The 16,039-nt window shown below is 64.7% G+C and carries 13 protein-coding genes; 10 read left to right on the top strand and 3 right to left on the bottom strand.

The annotated features are described in order from the left end of the window. Positions 1 to 556, top strand: a 556-nt coding sequence (locus tag VHE12_09685) for a hypothetical protein (protein HVZ81048.1), incomplete at its 5' end; no start/stop codon positions are given. A 149-nt stretch (positions 557 to 705) separates the two neighbouring features. Here the strand turns inward: VHE12_09685 and VHE12_09680 are convergent. Both VHE12_09680 and VHE12_09675 read right to left on the bottom strand, forming a co-directional pair. Beyond that, positions 706 to 3,096: a discoidin domain-containing protein gene (locus VHE12_09680; GenBank protein ID HVZ81047.1), complete on the bottom strand. Its 2,391-nt coding sequence runs from the start codon at positions 3,094 to 3,096 to the stop codon at positions 706 to 708. A 408-nt stretch (positions 3,097 to 3,504) separates the two neighbouring features. Continuing rightward, a complete protein-coding gene (locus VHE12_09675) occupies positions 3,505 to 4,125 on the bottom strand; it encodes a porin family protein (GenBank protein HVZ81046.1) in 621 nt (206 codons plus the stop codon). A 173-nt stretch (positions 4,126 to 4,298) separates the two neighbouring features. Between VHE12_09675 and VHE12_09670 the strand changes: the two genes are divergently transcribed. Further along, positions 4,299 to 4,880 (top strand): hypothetical protein, encoded by a 582-nt coding sequence (locus tag VHE12_09670; GenBank protein HVZ81045.1) that lies wholly within the window; start codon positions 4,299 to 4,301, stop codon positions 4,878 to 4,880. 202 nt (positions 4,881 to 5,082) lie between these two features. Beyond that, positions 5,083 to 6,981, top strand: a complete 1,899-nt coding sequence (locus VHE12_09665) for an ATP-binding protein (protein HVZ81044.1) — start codon at positions 5,083 to 5,085, stop codon at positions 6,979 to 6,981. Positions 6,982 to 6,988: 7 nt separating this feature from the next. Here the strand turns inward: VHE12_09665 and VHE12_09660 are convergent, their stop codons facing one another. Beyond that, the gene (locus VHE12_09660; GenBank protein HVZ81043.1) at positions 6,989 to 7,525 is read right to left on the bottom strand and encodes a LiaF domain-containing protein; all 537 of its coding nucleotides are present in this window, start codon (positions 7,523 to 7,525) and stop codon (positions 6,989 to 6,991) included. Between the two features lie 188 nt (positions 7,526 to 7,713). Here VHE12_09660 and VHE12_09655 point away from each other — a divergent pair, with 188 nt between their 5' ends. From VHE12_09655 to VHE12_09625, 7 genes are all read left to right on the top strand, one after another. Then, positions 7,714 to 7,971 (top strand): hypothetical protein, encoded by a 258-nt coding sequence (locus VHE12_09655; protein HVZ81042.1) that lies wholly within the window; start codon positions 7,714 to 7,716, stop codon positions 7,969 to 7,971. A 217-nt stretch (positions 7,972 to 8,188) separates the two neighbouring features. Then, a complete protein-coding gene (locus VHE12_09650; GenBank protein ID HVZ81041.1) occupies positions 8,189 to 10,840 on the top strand; it encodes a hypothetical protein in 2,652 nt (883 codons plus the stop codon). Between the two features lie 145 nt (positions 10,841 to 10,985). Further along, complete coding sequence (locus VHE12_09645; GenBank protein HVZ81040.1) at positions 10,986 to 12,104, top strand: hypothetical protein; 1,119 nt, start codon at positions 10,986 to 10,988, stop codon at positions 12,102 to 12,104. A gap of 279 nt (positions 12,105 to 12,383) precedes the next feature. Beyond that, positions 12,384 to 12,884, top strand: coding sequence for a Rieske (2Fe-2S) protein (locus tag VHE12_09640; GenBank protein HVZ81039.1), 501 nt, complete (start codon positions 12,384 to 12,386; stop codon positions 12,882 to 12,884). Continuing rightward, on the top strand, positions 12,856 to 13,992 hold the full coding sequence (locus VHE12_09635; GenBank protein HVZ81038.1) for a cytochrome bc complex cytochrome b subunit: 1,137 nt from the start codon (positions 12,856 to 12,858) through the stop codon (positions 13,990 to 13,992). Before VHE12_09640 ends, VHE12_09635 begins: the two co-directional genes overlap by 29 nt. Before the next feature lie 9 nt (positions 13,993 to 14,001). Further along, complete coding sequence (locus VHE12_09630; GenBank protein ID HVZ81037.1) at positions 14,002 to 15,366, top strand: cytochrome ubiquinol oxidase subunit I; 1,365 nt, start codon at positions 14,002 to 14,004, stop codon at positions 15,364 to 15,366. A 169-nt stretch (positions 15,367 to 15,535) separates the two neighbouring features. Next, complete coding sequence (locus VHE12_09625; GenBank protein HVZ81036.1) at positions 15,536 to 15,994, top strand: hypothetical protein; 459 nt, start codon at positions 15,536 to 15,538, stop codon at positions 15,992 to 15,994. Positions 15,995 to 16,039 lie beyond the last annotated feature (45 nt).

The following is a 16,039-nucleotide window of genomic DNA, read 5'->3' as shown; positions in this document are numbered from 1 at the left end:
GCCGCCGACGGCCACGCCCACCCGCACCTCCACGCCGACGGACACCTTCACGGCCACGAACACCTTCACCGTGACCGATACCTTCACGCCGACGAGGACCCATACACCGGTGCCCCCGACGGCCACCCCGACCATGAGCTTCACGCCCATCCCGATCCCGACGGTCAGCATCTCGCAGACGGCGTCGTCCCTGACCTGCGCCTTGAACGGGGCGGTCACCTTCACCGTCCATGTCGCGGTGTCGGCTTGCGCGGGCGCCAACGCCAAGGTCCAGGACGTGCTCCCGGCGGGCTTGAGCTACGTCCAGGGCACGGCGACCACGCTCGCCGGCGGGACCTTCACCTGCACGGGGAAGACCCTGACCTGGGCGGCCGATTCGGTGGGGCCCTGCGATTGCACGATGACCTACGTGGCCAAGGTGGACAACGTCCTGGGCCTGGTGGGCTCGACCCTCACGAACACGGCGGTCATGACCTGCGACAACATGGCGGGATCGGCCTCGGGTTCGGTGGGGATCCAGGTCCTGGGGTCCATCCTGGGAGGTTTGGGGCTCTGATCGCGGCCTGATAGGCCACCCCTTCGTGGAAGGGGACCCCCGAATGGGGGGAGCCGGACCCTTGGATAGGGTCCGGCTTTTTTTTGCCTGGCGGCGGCCTTTGGAGGGAGGCGGGCATCCCATCCGACCGGAAGGCCCATGGCGAGCCCCTAGCGCAAGACCAGCCATTTCAACGTGGAGAGGCCGCGGGACGTTTCGACCGTCACGTAATAGAGCCCGTTGGCCAAAGGGACCCCCTGGCCGTTCTTGACGGGCAAGGGGACGTCCTGACCGGCGGGGACGGAGGCGTAGGCCAGGTCCAGCACCTTGCGCAAGCTGGTCGTGTAGACCCGCACCCGGACATCGGCGGGGGCGTCGAGCCCCAGGTGGACCGTGGCGGGGACGGACAGGGTGACGGGGTTGGGGTAGAGGATGACGGGACCGTTGGGCGGATGGGTGTCGGCGGGGGAAGCGGTGGGGGTGGAGGTCGGGGTGGCGGTCGCGGGGAGCGCCGTGGGTGTGGGGGTCGGGTAGCCCGCCTCGGTGAAGTGGAGGACCGTGAGGGAATAGGGCGCGAAGGTCACGGCCAGGGAACCGCCGGAGGCGGTCAGGGTGACGGGGCTGGGGGGAAGATCGGGGTTGGCGTGGTAGGGGACGCCGGAGGTATCCCAGGCGTAATGGGAAGGGTCATAGGTCAGGCCCTGGACCGAAGGGTCGGGCGTGAAGCCCGTGATGGAAAGGGCGGTGCTGTAGGCGTTGGAAGGGTCCTTATTGACGACCATCAGCGACAGCACGTGGTCGGGGCGGTCGGCGGCGTAGGCGGTGAGCAGGGGCCGGGAGCTATTGACCATCACCAGGGGATTGGGGACGGTGTCGGCGCTCCGGGCCCAGCCGGTGGCCGCCATTCGGTAAGCCCAGTAGGTCCCCCTTTCCTGGTACTGGTAGGGACCGCTTTCCACCTGCAAATAGCCCAGGTCGCCCCGGGTGCTGTCGGTGGTGTCGTTGTCCCCCGCGATGATCCCGAAAAAGTTGGACAATCCCCGGGGCCCGAAGGAAAGGGTGAACTGGCCCAGGCTGTCGGCCAGGAAGAGGCCGTTGGCCCATTGGTCGAGGAAGGGAATGCCCCCGGTCCCGCTGTTGTACTCGCTCATGAGGACCGGGACCTGGGGATCGACCGCCGTTCCCGCGAAATAGCCGGCGTAGGTCGAGGCGATGCCCTGGATCTGGGCGGGAAGGGACAGCACCGAAGCCGCGGGCTCGGATTGGAACGTGGGGTACCAATGGAAATCCAGCGCGTCCACGTAGGAGGCCTTGCCTTGGGCGTTGAGGATGGAAATGAAATCCTGCACCGCGGTCTTCCCGTCGTAAAGGTCCGAGGAACTGTAAGGGTTGCCGGCCACCGGCCCCGTCAGGACGATGGAAGGATCCACGGCCTTCATGGCCTCGTAATATTCGGCGTAGCGCCTGGCGTAATCCCTCGTATTGAGGGGCCCGCCCCATTCCCATTCGCCCTCGATCTCGTTGCCGACCTGCCAGTACTTGATGCCGTAACCCTGGACGATGTTGGCGTAATGCACCCAGGCGGCGGCCTCCTGGGGCGTTCCGGTGCCCAGGTTGACGGAAAGCACCGGCGGCACATAAGGGGAAAAGGACCGGGCGAAGGCCATGAAGGACTCGAAATCGAGATCCCCGGCCCAGCCATAACCGGAGGCCGGGTCCATGCTGGAAACGTAACCCTTGGTTTGGACCGAGTTGCCGGCGTTGTTCACGCTCACCTGGGTGGGACCCTGGTAAACACGGACCTCGGCGACGGCGTAGGCCGGGCCGGTCACGGTCACGCTCCCCAGGTCGGCGGTGACCGTCCCCGAAGCGGCGGTCAATAGGACCCGCAGGTACTGGCTCGTCACGGCGGTAAAAGCGACCCCCTGGGTGCCGCCCGTGCCCGCGACGCCCGCGGCCGTGGTGTCCAGCCAGTGGCTGGCCGTGTCCAAGTAGGGCGCCCATTGATCGCCCGCGGTGGGGTCCCAATATTGGACGGTGAATTGGGCGGCGTAGGGATCGCCCCAGAGGATGGTGACGGCGTCCATGGTCCGGCTCGCCCCAAGGTCCAGGTAGAACCACTGGGCATTGGGCAGGTCGGTGTCCACGTTGGACAGCCAGGTCGTGGAGCCGTTCCCGTCGGTCAGGTGGGAGGCGACGCTGAAGGCGTTGGTCGTCCCCACGTGGGGGAAGGAGGATTGGAACCCGGGCAGGTAGGCGGTGTCGTCCGGCACCCAATAGCCGTTGGCGTTGAAGCTTCCTTTCCCGTTCCAATGGGTGTCGTCCGCCGAACCGCCGGGCCAGCGCAGGAGGAAGTTCCCCGCCGCCTGGACCTTGGCCTGGGCGCCGGTGTTTTCCGCCTTCGTCCGCCAGGAGGCCACGTTGATCCCGAAGACGCTCACGGGAACGAAGGACGTGAGGGTGGCGCCCGCGTTGACCGTGAGGGTGGCCGGGACCTGGGCCCGGAGGCCCGCGGCCAGGAGGAAGATCGCGGCGATGAGGCGGCCCCGGAATAGGCCCACGGAAGCCCTCCTTGCTGGAATGGCGGTCTGGCCCTGATTGGACGCCGGGATCCTGGAAAGTGTCGGGGGCCGTCCGAACGGATGGGTTTCACGGAACGAAAGCCCGGAAGGGGCCGCCGGATGCGGGTGGAAGGGGGAGGTCCCGGGGCCCGAGCCGACCATTCCGAGGCTGATCTGGGATCGGGGCCGGCTTGGGGAGCGACACCCGGGTGAAAAAGGGCTTTTGCCTGACGGGTGCCGACGGGATCGACGCCTCACTTTCGAAAGAGCGGCCTCGGACGGTCATTCGGCCGGCCGCTTCCCCCTCTTCAGCATCCGGATCGGCCGCGGAAAGGGGGCCCATGGGGGCATAAAAAAACCCCCGGGGAAGGGTCCCGCGGGGGTCTGGAACGTCGACCGGGAGGGGGCTTAGATGAAGGAGTAACCCACCATCAAGCTGAAGCTCTCGTTCTGGAAACTGTTGGGGTCATAGTCGGCGGTGGTCACGGGGCTGAGGCCCATTTGGTAACGGCCGCTCACGGAGAATTTGTCGAAGTCGATCCCCGCGCCCACGATGAGGCTTTCCTCGGTGCCGCTGACGTAGTTCGAGGCCCATTTGGACGGGGCGCCGCCGTCGTCGGGATTGTTCTGGGCCAGCAGGTTGAAGCCGACCGATCCGCCGACGAACAGGTTCGGCTTGACCGCGATCCCGGGGAAGTAATATTTGAGCAGGAGGGGGACCTCCAGATAATCGAACTCCGCGGTGAAGGTCCCGTCGTGGGTACCCTCCTGGACGTAGAGCAATTCGGGTTGGAGGGCGAAGCTGGAGCTCAGGTTCACCTGCAGGAACGCTCCGCCGATCACGCCGGGGTGAAGGTCGTTGAAATTGACATTGACCTTGCTGGGGTCGTACCGAAGGTCCGACAGGCTGCCGCCGACCTCAAGGCCGAACCGCAGGGACGGGATGTCCTGGGCCTGGATGGGACCGGACGCGGCCAAAAATAGACCTCCCAGGAAAAGAATACCTTGCATCCATTTCGTCATTCTCATAAATCCTCCTTGGAAAAATAGGTTACGGCCCTAGGAATCTATCACCCCGGCCTCCTGCCCACAACCTGAACCGGCGAGGCCTGTCGAAAGGGCCTTCTTGGAACGGCCGCGCCGGACCTCCGCCCGCCCCCGGCCCGGCTAGAATGGGCCCCAATCCCGATGGAGCGATGCCGATGGAACCGACGACCACCGAAACCCTGGGCGAGACCAAGCTCTCGCCCATCAGCCTGGCCCTGGACGATTACGAGGACCTCTTCTCGGACTTCGACAACCGCCCCTACGCCGAACGCCTGCTCTCCGACGACCTTCTTTTCGAGCTCAAGCGCGCCAGCTTGGACCGGCTGGAGGAGGGCCTGGAGGTCCTTTTCACGATCCCCAAGGACCGGCGCAACGCCAACCTGGAAAAGACCATCAAAGAGCGCATGAAGGCCCACTTCCGCCGCCACCGGCGCCGGCTGGAGGACAAGCTCAAGCGCGACCGCCGGACGGGGACCTGGATGCTCCTGGCCGGGGTGGCGATCATGTTCCTGGCCACCGCCATCCTCTTCTATACCCCGAAGAATTTCCTCACGAGCTTCATCGTGGTGTTGTTGGAGCCGGCGGGTTGGTTCACCTTCTGGGAGGGGCTGGACTTCATCGTGTTCCGGTCCCGGGAGAGCACACCGGACCTTCGCTTCTACCGCAAGATGACCGGGGCCAAGGTGCTCTTCCAGAACCTCCCCGAGCCTCCCGCGCCGCCCCGTCCCAAGGCCTGAGGGCCCCTCGACCGGACAGAAGAAGGGCAGAAATACCGTAAAAGCCCCGCTTCTTTTCCGTTCGAGCCCGTTCCTTGATCTTCGCGGGTCCCGCCCCGCGCCGCCGCGATATACTGAAAGGGATTCACATTCGTGAACCCCCGACAGGCCCCCTGCCAGCGGCCTTTCCCAGGGACAAGATCCTGTCCTCCGAAAGGCCCCGTTGGAATCCCTCGATCAAATATTGGGCGCCGACAGCGTTTTCCACCTCATCGCCGACCACATCAAGGACTTCGCCCTTTTCCTCCTGGACCCGGAAGGGAAGGTCGCCACCTGGAACGAGACCGCCCAGCAGTTCCTCGGCTACATGGCCCCGGAGGTCATGGGGAAACCCCTATCGCTTTTTTTCATCCCCGAGGACGTAACAGCGGGGGTCGTGGCCCGGATGCTGGAGGAGGCCCGCCGCAACGGCCGCTCCGAGTTCAACGGTTGGCACCTGAGGCGGGACGGGTCCCGTTGCTGGGTGCAGTCCTTCCTGAGCCCCCTGACGAACGGCCAGGGCAAGACCCTGGGGTTCGTGAAGTTGGTGCGGGACACGACCGATCAGAAGGTCCTGAGCGAGCACCTGGTGGACGCCCAGGCCCGGTTCGAGGCCGTTTTCGAGAAGGGGCCGGACGCGGTTGTGGTGATCGAGGACGACGGGACCATCCTGGAGGGGAACCCGGCCTTCGGCGTCCTGTTGGGCCTGGATCGGGAAGGTTTCCTGGGCCGCAAGCTGCAGGATTTCTACGAGGCCACCTTTGACCTGCCGGAAGTGCGCAGGAAGGTCTGGGAGAAGGGTTCCTTCCGGGGCCTGGCCCGCCTGAGGGGGACGGGGGGAAGGACCCCGGAGGTGGAGATCGACGTGAAGGGCCAGATCCTGGAGGGCCAGAGCCTGGTGGTACTGCGGGACGTGACCGAAAGGGCCCAACTGCAGAAGCAGGCCGCCCTCAACGACAAACTGGTGACCGTGGGCACCCTGGCCGCGGGCGTGGCCCATGAGATCAACAACCCCCTGGCCTATATCCTGGGGAACCTGGAGACGGTCCGGGACCTTTTGGAGGCGCCGGACGCGGCCCTCATGAGCTGGAAGGACCTCTCGGACGCCCGGGGCCTGGTGCGGGACTGCCTCAAGGGCAGCCAGAGGATCCGCGACATCGTGCGGGGCCTGAAGAGCTTCTCCCGGAGCGGCGGGGAGGAGATGAGCGAGGTCCAACTGGCCGAACTGCTGGATTCGGCCATCAGCATGACCCTCCATGAGATCCGCTACAAGGCGAAGGTCGAACGGCACTACGAGCCGGGGCTTCCGCCGCTGGTGGCCAACGTCACCCGGCTCCAGCAGGTCTTCGTGAACCTGCTCCTCAACTCCGCCCACGCCATCGCCCCGGGGAACGTGGAGGGGAACCGCATCCAGGTCTCCTTGGCGCGGGAAGGGGACCAAGTGGCCGTCCGCGTCGCCGACAGCGGCAAGGGCATCCCGCCGGAGGTCCTGCCCCGCATCTTCGATCCCTTCTTCACCACCAAACCGGTGGGCCAGGGCACGGGGCTGGGCCTTTCCATCTCCCGCGACATCATCCGGGGATACGGCGGCGAAATCTCGGTGGAGAGCGAACCCGGGAAGGGGACCGTCTTCACCATCCGCCTGCCCATCGCCACCGATCGATCCCCCAACGCCCGTTCGATGGGCGAGAAGACCCCCGACCTTTCGGGGTTGAAGGTGCTGGTCGTGGACGATGAGGCGGCCAACGTCGCGCTCTTCACGCGCATGTTGCGCCGCCACCGACATGAGGTGGTCTCCACCACCTCGGCCCTGGAGGCGCTGGGGATATTGCGCAAAGGATTGACCCGCTTCGACGCGGTGGTCAGCGACCTGAACATGCCCGACATGAGCGGGGTGGAGTTCTACAAGCAGGTGGGACGGCTGGACGAGGCCCTGACGGCGCGGATCGTCTTCGTCAGCGGCGGGGTCTTCGACCGGGAGATGGAGGCCTTCCTGGACCGCCTGCCCAACCCCCGGCTGGAGAAGCCCTTCAAGATCGAGGACCTATTGCGGGCCATCGCCCACGTCCAAGGCCCGAAATAGGCCCCGCCTATTCCTCCACGACCAGCAGCGTTTCCCCGAAGACGGCGTTCACTTCCAGCGACAGGTGGGGTTTTCCTTCTTTATAGGAAGCCGTCTTGTAATAGAGGGTCCCGAAGGCCGTGCTGTCGCCCCCGGGGAGCTTGGCGTTGCCGAAGGCCGAGCTGGCCTTGATAAGGGCGGGGGTCCCGGCCTTTACCTTGACGGTGGAGGACCCGAAGATCGTGTTGGCCTTCAGTTCCAGGTCCTGGTCCTTCACCTCGACCCCGGTCAGGTCGATGGTCCCCTGGCCGAAGATCACGTTGTACTCCCGGTCCTTGCCCGCCTCGACCCGGCCCCCGGTGACCACCGTGCTCCCGAAGGGCGGCTTGGGGGCGGTGCAGGGCCCCCAGATCACCTTGGCCCCCAGGTAGATGAGGAAGAGCCCGAAGAGCACCCGGATGATGGGGATGTCGATCCCGAAGAAAGCCTTAAGAAGCACCGCCAGTCCGCAAAGCACCAGCACCACGCCCCAGAACATCCCCGTCGATAGGAATCCCATTTTCATGTCCTCCTCCCGTGGCCCCGGGGCCCGGCGGACCCAGCGGAAAGCCTATGGGAACAAGGATAGGTCCCGGGAAAAGGGGGAGGTATGACGGCGCTCAGGATGGCCATGTTAAATCTTCGCCCCCGTAACATTGGGCCCACGGCCGGGGAGTAAGATGGTCCTTTTCCAAGCCGGGCCAGGAGGCCGTCATGTCCAAAGCCATCAAGCGCGCTTACAAGAAATCCCAGAAGAAACTGAAGAAGGCCCAAAAGAAGCTGGCCAAGGCCCAGCAGAAGGTGAAGCAGGCCGAGGCCGAGTTCAAGAAGGCGGAGGCGGCCCTGAAAAAGTCCGCGGCCAAGAAGGCGCCCGCGAAGAAGGCCCCGGCCAAACCGAAGCCGGTGCCGAAACCGACGGATGTGGCGGTCGAACCCGATCCGATCCACGAGGGCAAACCCCTGACGCCTTGAGGGCGATCCCTGAAGAAGCACCTTTCTTGTCCCGCCCCGGGGAGGGAAGGGCAACCCTTTAACCTGGAACTCGCCGGGTTTTTCGCCTCCCCTCGAACCGGCCATTTAATTTGCGCTTTACCGTGGATTGGAAGGGGAGTTCCACTATACTTCCCGCCAACTTCATATTTCCCTCGCCTTCCGACTCCGCCCAGCGGGATGGTCTTTTCCGATGCCCTTGACCGGTCCAAACCGAATCGCCCGATCCCTTTTCCTTGGCGCCTGCGCCCTCGTCCTCCTGGCGGGCTGTTCGAGCAACTCGGGCGGTCCCGTCGCCCCCAACCAACCGACCATCTTGACCGTTTCCTCCTCCGTCAAGGACGGGGTCTCGGGGAACCTGCTGGGCGCCGCCGCCAACGAGATCTATTACCGCCTGGATGACCCCCTCCGGGCACCCGTGAAGGGGACCTTCGGGCCCTTCTCCACCGCCGGTTCCGGCGGGACCAAGAGCTTCGCCGTCACCCTCCAGGGGCGGACTTCTTTTTTATTGAGCCTCCAGCTCAATGACGCCGCCACCCACCAACCCCTCGCCCTGGGCGCCGCGCAGATCGACCTGGCCCATCTGTCGACCGCCCCGGTCATCGACCTGGGGTCCTTGATCCGTACCTGTTCCCGGGTGGACGGCGCGGCCTTGGGAACGGGCTATAGCTACGGCTTCTGGGACGGGAACCTGGCTTTGGGGGTCACGACCGCTACGGGGTTCGACATCGCCTTGGCCTCTTCCGGCGGGTTCCACCTCCAGGACGCTTCGCCCGGCGGCGCCTCACCCCGGGTCGCCTATCTGGGGAACGGCGACCTGGTGGACTTCGACCATGTTCCCGCCGCTTCGGCATTCTCGGTCTCCTCCGCGCCCCTTACCCTGGGGGACATCTATTGCGTTCAATTGGCCACCCGATCGGGCGCCCATGCCTGGCTCCAGGTGACCGATCCGGGGACCTTCCCGTCCCAAGGGCCTTCCTTCCGTTTCCGGGTGAACTCGAGCCTTCCTTATTACGCCTATGACCGCACGGCGGTGGACCTGGGCGGACTTTGCGGCGTGACGGCCACCCCCACCTCCAGCCCCACGGATAGCCCGACCTTCACGGTTACCCCGACGGCGACCGATACGGTCCCTGCCACCCCGACGAACACGGCTTCCTCGACGCCTTCGAACACGGCGACGGCTTCGACTACGGCGACTCCTACGTCATCGCCTACGCTCACCGCTACGGCCACGCCTACGCCGACAGCCGTGAATACGGCGACTTCCACCGCGACGAATACCACCACCTCGTCGGCGACGGATACAGCAACGGCCACGGCGACGAACACGGCTTCTTCGACGCCTTCGAGAACGGGGACCGCGACCCCCACGGATACGGCCGTGAACACGGCGACTTCCACCGCGACAAATACCACCACCTCGTCGGCGACGGATACTGCAACGGCCACAGCGACGAACACGGCTTCTTCAACGGCCTCAAGTACCGCCACTTCGACGGCAACGGCCACAGCGACGAATACCACCACCTCGACGGCCACGAATAGCCCGACATCGACGGCTACACTCACCGCTACGTCCACGCCTACGCCGACAGCCACGAATACGGCTTCTTCCACGGCCACGAATACCGCCACCTCGACGGCAACAGCCACAGCGACGAATACCACCACCTCGACGGCCACGAATAGCCCGACATCGACGGCTACACTTACCGCTTCGTCTACGCCTACGCCGACGGCCACAAATACCACCACCTCGACAGCGACGAATAGCGCCACTTCGACGGTCTCGAATACCGCAACGGCTACACCTTCGCCAACGGTCACCCAGACACCTACCCGGACCTGGACCCCGACCTGGACGCCGACCCCGACGCCTCTTTTCAGCCTGGCCTCGGCGGCCAACGCCTTCGGCAAGATCGGTGACGCGTCGGGCGTGATCTTCACGACGCCCAAGCAGATGCTCCTCATCGGTGGATGGGATGGCGGGACGGGGTTGTCCAACTCCATCTACAGCAGCCAGGACGGGAAGGCCTGGGCCTTCCTGGGTACGGGGAACTTCTCGGCCCGTTACGGTCATACCAGCCTGAACTTCCTGCTGGGCGGGGATACGGGAACCGACCGGGCCTGGATCTTCGCGGGCAAGACCTCCACGGGGTTGGTGAACGACATCTGGTCGGCGACCGACGGCAAGGCCTGGAGCCGAGTCGATACGGGAGGAACTTTCCCAGTGCGCTTCTTGCACTCCAGTGTGGTCTTCGATCCCGACGCGAAGGGGAAACGTATGTGGGTCATCGGCGGGATCGACGCCAAGCCCGAGGGCCTGGCGGACGTCTGGTCCTCGACCACGGGCACCACCTGGAACGAGGAGACGCCCAACGGGTTCCCGGCCCGGGGCGGCGCCTCGGCGGTCACCTTCAAGGACCCGGGAAGCGGCTCTCCGGCCATCTTCCTCATCGCGGGTGTGGAACCCTCGGGCGGCACGCTCTACAACGACGTGTGGGATTCGACCGACGGGGCCACCTGGAAGCAGATCACGCCGGCACTGGACCCCGCCTTCAAACCCCGGTTCAATGCCATGGCTTTCGTGGTGCAGAACGGAGCGCCCGAGATCTGGATCACGGGCGGGACCGACGGAACCAAGGTCTACAACGACACCTGGTTCACCAAGGACGGCCTGAACTGGAACCAAGTGACCGACTTCGCCACCAATCCGCCCCGGTTCAGTTCGGTCCCTTATTACTTCAATGGGGCCTTGTGGCTGGAAGGCGGATTCGAGAAGGCGCCATCGGGCTTCTATAACCCCTTGAACCCGGACGACGAAGCGCAGTCCTATATCTATCCCTAAGTCGTTCCGCCCCTTGCAAAATAAAAAAAGACGGGCTTAGCATGACCACTGGCCAATATGACCGGGGTCATACACTCCTTTCCGGTCTTGGCCAAAATATCCGTGCCGGTTCCTTGAAGGGTCGATCGAACGGAAAGGCCTGTCCTTGCAAGACCAATTCCCCCATCTGGATCCCATCCCGCTCCCCGCGCCCGTCTGGCTTTTCAAGGCGCTCCACCACCTGACCCTCTCCCTCCACTTCAGCTTCCTGGCCATGCTCCTGGGCGGGCTGGTGCTGGGCATCCTCTGGAACCTCATCGGCCAGGCCACCCGCAAGAAGGCCCCGCTCTTCGCCTCCGGCCTGGTGGCCAACCGCCTTCCCATCATCACGACCTACGTCATCAACCTCGGCGTCCCTCCCCTGCTCTTCGTGCAGGTCCTTTACGGCCGGGCCATCTACACCAGCACCATCCTCATTGGGGTCTACTGGATCAGCGTGGTCTTTGCTGTGATGGGGGCCTATTGGGTCCTCTACCGCATGGCCTCCCGGGCCGAGGCGGGGAAATCCTGGTGGCTCCTGGGGATCGGGGCCTTGGTACTGCTGGCCTACGTGGGCCGGGTCTATTCGATGGCCTCCACCTTGATGCTCAAACCCGAGGTCTGGCCGGGCATGTACGACGCGTCGCCCTCGGGCGTGAACCTGCCGCCCCACGATCCGACCCTTTTACCCCGCCTCTTGATGGTGCTGGTGGGGTCGCTGGGGTTCGGCTCCCTGGGCACCACCCTCTATACCGCCAAAGGCAATCTGAGCGAAGAAGTGAAGCTCTATATCCGCCAAGGGGCCGCCCAGGTGGCCTTGGCGGCTTTGTTGGTCCTTCTGGTCATCGGAACTTGGGCCTTCCGGAGCCAGCCCGATTTCGTCCAGGCCGGCCTGCGGGCCTCGGCCTTCTACGGGCCCTTCCTTTATCTCTGGCCCGCCTGCGTGGCCTTGAGCCTGCTGGCCGCCCTTTGGCTGCTGGTCTCGCCCAAGGGATGGAACTGGGGCCGCATCCTGGCCGTGACCCTTCCGCCCTTCCTCTCCATCGCCAGCTTCGAGATCCTGCGCGACGGGGTGCGGGACCTGACCCTGGCCCAGGCGGGTTTCGACGTCTGGGCGAGCCCGGTGAACACCAACTGGCTGGTGGTGGGTCTTTTCCTGGGCCTCTTGGTGATCGGCGTGGGCTTCATGGTCTGGGTGCTGGCGGTGATGCGCCGGGCCCTGCCCCGGGAAGAGCACTACGCGTAAAGGCGGACAGCTTTTCACCACGGAGATACGGAGAGCACGGAGAAAGACCGGATCGGGGGACGGAACGGCAAAGACCCAGCCCATGGAGCCACAGATGCATGGGATGCAGCCGGATGGGAAAGGCGGACGGCGGTTCACCACGGAGATACGGAGAGCACGGAGAAAGACCGGATCGGGGGACGGAACGGCAAAGACCCGGGCCTTTTTCGCGGTCTTCGCGTCTTCGCGGTGAAAAGGAAGTTCGGGTCGTTGGTACATGTTTTGGATAAGGGGTAGGGAATGGCATCCAAAAAAGGAATGGACGGCAAGGGGCCTCAGAACCCGATCGACGACGCCTTCGGGCCGACCGAGCGGCGGACCTTCCTGAAAGGCGCCATCGGCACCCTGGGCGTGATCTATGCCGGGGCGGTGGGCTATCCCATCTACCGCTACCTGGCTTCGCCGGTGGAGGAGTCCATGATGGCGGGCGCGGTCAATGAAGTGACCCTCGACAACGCGATCTCCCTGCCCAAGAACGCCGCCATGTTCTTCAAGTTCGGGAGCAGGCCGGCCATGCTCATCCACCACGACGACGACACCTGGACGGCCTTGAGCGCCGTCTGCACCCACCTGGGCTGTACGCCGTCCTACGAACCCGCCCAGAAGATCATCCTCTGCCCCTGCCATGGGGGTGTCTACAACGCCCGAACGGGCGCCAATATCTCCGGTCCGCCGCCCAAGCCGCTGACCGAGTTCAAGGTGGCCATCGCCAATGGAAAGATCACCGTCAGCCGCGCCTAAGGCCCCCAAGGGCCCGCAAGGGGCGAAGGCCCCCGGCCGCCTTTACGGGTGGTTGGACGAGCGTTTGGGCCTCACCGAACTCAAGGCCTTGGCCTTGAAGAAGCGGGTGCCCGAGCACGCCCATTCCTTCTGGTACTACTGGGGCGGCATCACCCTGTTCCTCTTCCTGGTCATGTGCGTCTCGGGGGTGCTGCTGCTCATCTATTACCGCCCGGGGGACGAGGCCTACGACTCGGTGCGCAAGATCACCTACGACATCAAGTTCGGCTGGCTCATCCGTTCCGCCCATTCCTGGGCGGCCAACCTGATGATCGCCTCGGCCTTCGTGCACATGTTCAGCGCCTATTTCATGAAGGCCTACCGGGCCCCCCGGGAATTGACCTGGTGGAGCGGCTTCGTCCTGCTCCTTTTGGCCATGGTCTTCGGCTTCTCCGGCTACCTCCTGCCCATGGACCTGTTGTCCTTTTTCGCCACCAAGGTGGGCCTTTCCATCCCGGCGGTCGTCCCGGGGGTGGGCCCTTGGATCGCCGACCTCATCCGGGGCGGGGTGGAGATCAGCTCCTACACCGTGAACCGCTTCTTCGCCCTGCACGTGGTGATCCTGCCCGCCCTCTTCGTGCCCATCCTGCTCTTCCACCTGGCGCTGGTGCAGAAGCAGGGCATGTCCATCCCCGAGAGCGAACAGGCCAAGCCCGAGAAGGACCGCAAGAGCGTGCCTTTCTTCCCGAACTTCGCCATGAAGGACCTGGGCATGTGGCTGGTGGCCCTGAACGTGCTGGGGTTCCTGGCCGCGGTCTTCCCCTGGGGCCTGGGGGAGCAGGCCGACCCCTTGAAGCCCGCCCCGATGGACATCCACCCCGAGTGGTATTTCATGAGCTCCTTCCAGGTGCTGAAGCTCTTCGGAAAATGGTTCCCCGGCGAGTTCGGGGAGTTCTTCGGCCTGGCCGTCTTCACCCTGGGGTTGGTGCTCTGGGCGGTGGTGCCCCTCTATGACACGGGCCGGGAGGCGGGGAAGAGGGCCCGCAACGCCACCTATTTCGGTCTCCTCGCCCTCGCCATCCTGGTGGTGACCACCCTCTGGGGCTACGCGGCCCTGGCGACCCTTTAAGGAGCTTCCATGAACTATCCCGTCTGGTACGTGCCCTTGATCGGGAGCGGCTGGGTCATCGGCATCATCGCCATCACCCACGTCTATATCTCCCACTTCGCGGTGGGGGGCGGGCTCTTCCTGGCCATCACCGAGCATAAGGCCCTCCGGGAGGGCCGCCACGATTGGATCACGGCCCTGAAGGGTTATTCCAAGTTCTTCCTCGTGATGACGGGCGTCTTCGGGGCCCTCACCGGGGTGGGGATCTGGTTCGCCATCGGCCTGGCCTCCCCCGAGGGCACCAGCACCCTCATCCACAACTTCGTCTTCGGATGGGCCATGGAATGGGTGGTCTTCATGGTGGAACTGACCCTCGCCGCCGTCTATTACGTCACCTGGGACCGCATCCCGGAGCGCCTGCACCTCCAGATCGGCTATGCCTACGCCATCTCCTCCTTCCTGACCCTGGTGATCATCAACGGCATCCTGACCTTCATGCTCACCCCCGGCGACGGCTGGATGTCGGTGGCGGGGACGGGGAACGAGGCGTCCAAGTTCTTCGACGCCTTCTTCAACCCCACCTATTGGCCCAGCCTGGTCCTGCGCAGCTTGGTCTGCCTGTCCCTGGCGGGGATCTACGCCCTGGTCTTCTTCAGCCGCCTGGACGGCGACCGGGAGGGGGCCCTCAAGGCCGGCATGGTCCGGTGGGCGGCCAAGTGGATCATCCCCGCCTACCTGCTCATGCCCTTCTTCTTCGCCTGGTACCTCTGGAGGGTGCCGGAGGCCCAAAGGGAACTGCTCTCCTTCGGCATCTCGACCATCGGCACGGGCGCCTTCACCCAGGTGACCCGCATGGTCCTCATCACCACCCTGACCACCGCCACCGTGGCCGGGGTCGTCTATTTCCTGGCCTTCCTCAACCCCAAGGAGTTCCGCCTGGGCTACGCCCTTTCCATCTTCTTCCTGGGCTTCATGGCCATGGGTTCCACCGAGAGCGCCCGGGAGATGCTGCGCAAGCCCTATGTGGTGGGAAGGTTCATGTATTCCAACGGCATCCGGAAATACCAGGTGGAGGGTTTCAACCAGGAAGGTTTCATGACGCGCTCGATCTGGGCGCCCGCCGGGATGCCCGGGACCGGGGAAGACCCGATGAAGCTGGGCCAGCGGATGTTCCTGGGCCAGTGCCTGCCCTGCCACACGGTGAGCGGCTACCGGGGAATGACCCGTCTTTTGGCCGGACGCGACGAGAGGTCCATCGGCAACATCCTGGAGATGCTCCACGACCACAAACCCGATTCGCCCTATGTGAAATACATGCCGCCCCTGACCGGGACCCCCCAGGAGATCGCGGCCCTCCGGACCTTCCTTTTCCACATGGTCTCGCCAAAAGAATAGTGGAGCGACGGAGCGGACCTGACCTGCTCCCAGGGCCTTCTTCCCTCGAGGGATAAGGAAAAAAACGGGATCCGCTGGGTCCATGGTCCGGAAAAAATGCCCCGCCCCGTGTAACATTCCCTTCCGCAGCCCCCTACTCAAAGACATCAAAGCTTTGAGGGGGTCCTCCATGAAGAAAGCGTCCTTGGTCGTGATGTTGTTCCTGGCCCTGGTGGCCGGATGGTCCTGTAGCGGTTCGACGGGGACCGGTCCCTACGGCGGTGGTGGGGGTGGGGGCATGACCCCGACGCCGGGAACCACGCCCGGGCCCGTGGCCTATACCCTTTCGGTGGTCAATAGCGGTTCCTACCAATATGCCATCGGTGCGACCCCCTTGAGCGCTCCCCTGACGATCGCCCAGGGACAATCGGTGGTCTGGGACAGTTCCAACGCCGGCATCCATCCCTTGAACATCGACGACGGCGCCGCTTCCTCCTGCATGGTCAGCGGGAACACCAGCTTCCCCGTGACGGTGACCTTCAACAACACGGGGACCTTCAAGTTCCATTGCGGGAACCACTCCAGTTGCGGGAACGGCTCCTGCACCAGCGCCTGCACCGGGATGCAGGGGACTTTGCAGGTGAATTGAGCCCCCGGGCCTTCCATAGGCCGGTCCTGCGGCCCGCCCCTTCCC

Source organism: bacterium, assembly GCA_035549195.1.
Taxonomy (GTDB): Bacteria; Oederibacteriota; Muellerivitia; order Muellerivitales; family Muellerivitaceae; genus DASZRK01.
Note: the sequence above shows the minus strand (reverse complement) of the source record. Positions and strands in the feature narration are given on the sequence as shown.

Bases quoted from the DNA above. Each gene is read 5' to 3' on its own strand.
- VHE12_09655 (HVZ81042.1), top strand. From the start codon at position 7,714: ATGTCCAAAGCCATCAAGCGCGCTTACAAGAAATCCCAGAAGAAACTG.
- VHE12_09630 (HVZ81037.1), top strand. From the start codon at position 14,002: ATGAACTATCCCGTCTGGTACGTGCCCTTGATCGGGAGCGGCTGGGTC.
- VHE12_09635 (HVZ81038.1), top strand. From the start codon at position 12,856: ATGGAAAGATCACCGTCAGCCGCGCCTAAGGCCCCCAAGGGCCCGCAA.
- VHE12_09660 (HVZ81043.1), bottom strand. From the start codon at position 7,525: ATGAAAATGGGATTCCTATCGACGGGGATGTTCTGGGGCGTGGTGCTG.
- VHE12_09625 (HVZ81036.1), top strand. From the start codon at position 15,536: ATGAAGAAAGCGTCCTTGGTCGTGATGTTGTTCCTGGCCCTGGTGGCC.
- VHE12_09670 (HVZ81045.1), top strand. From the start codon at position 4,299: ATGGAACCGACGACCACCGAAACCCTGGGCGAGACCAAGCTCTCGCCC.
- VHE12_09675 (HVZ81046.1), bottom strand. From the start codon at position 4,125: ATGAGAATGACGAAATGGATGCAAGGTATTCTTTTCCTGGGAGGTCTA.
- VHE12_09640 (HVZ81039.1), top strand. From the start codon at position 12,384: ATGGCATCCAAAAAAGGAATGGACGGCAAGGGGCCTCAGAACCCGATC.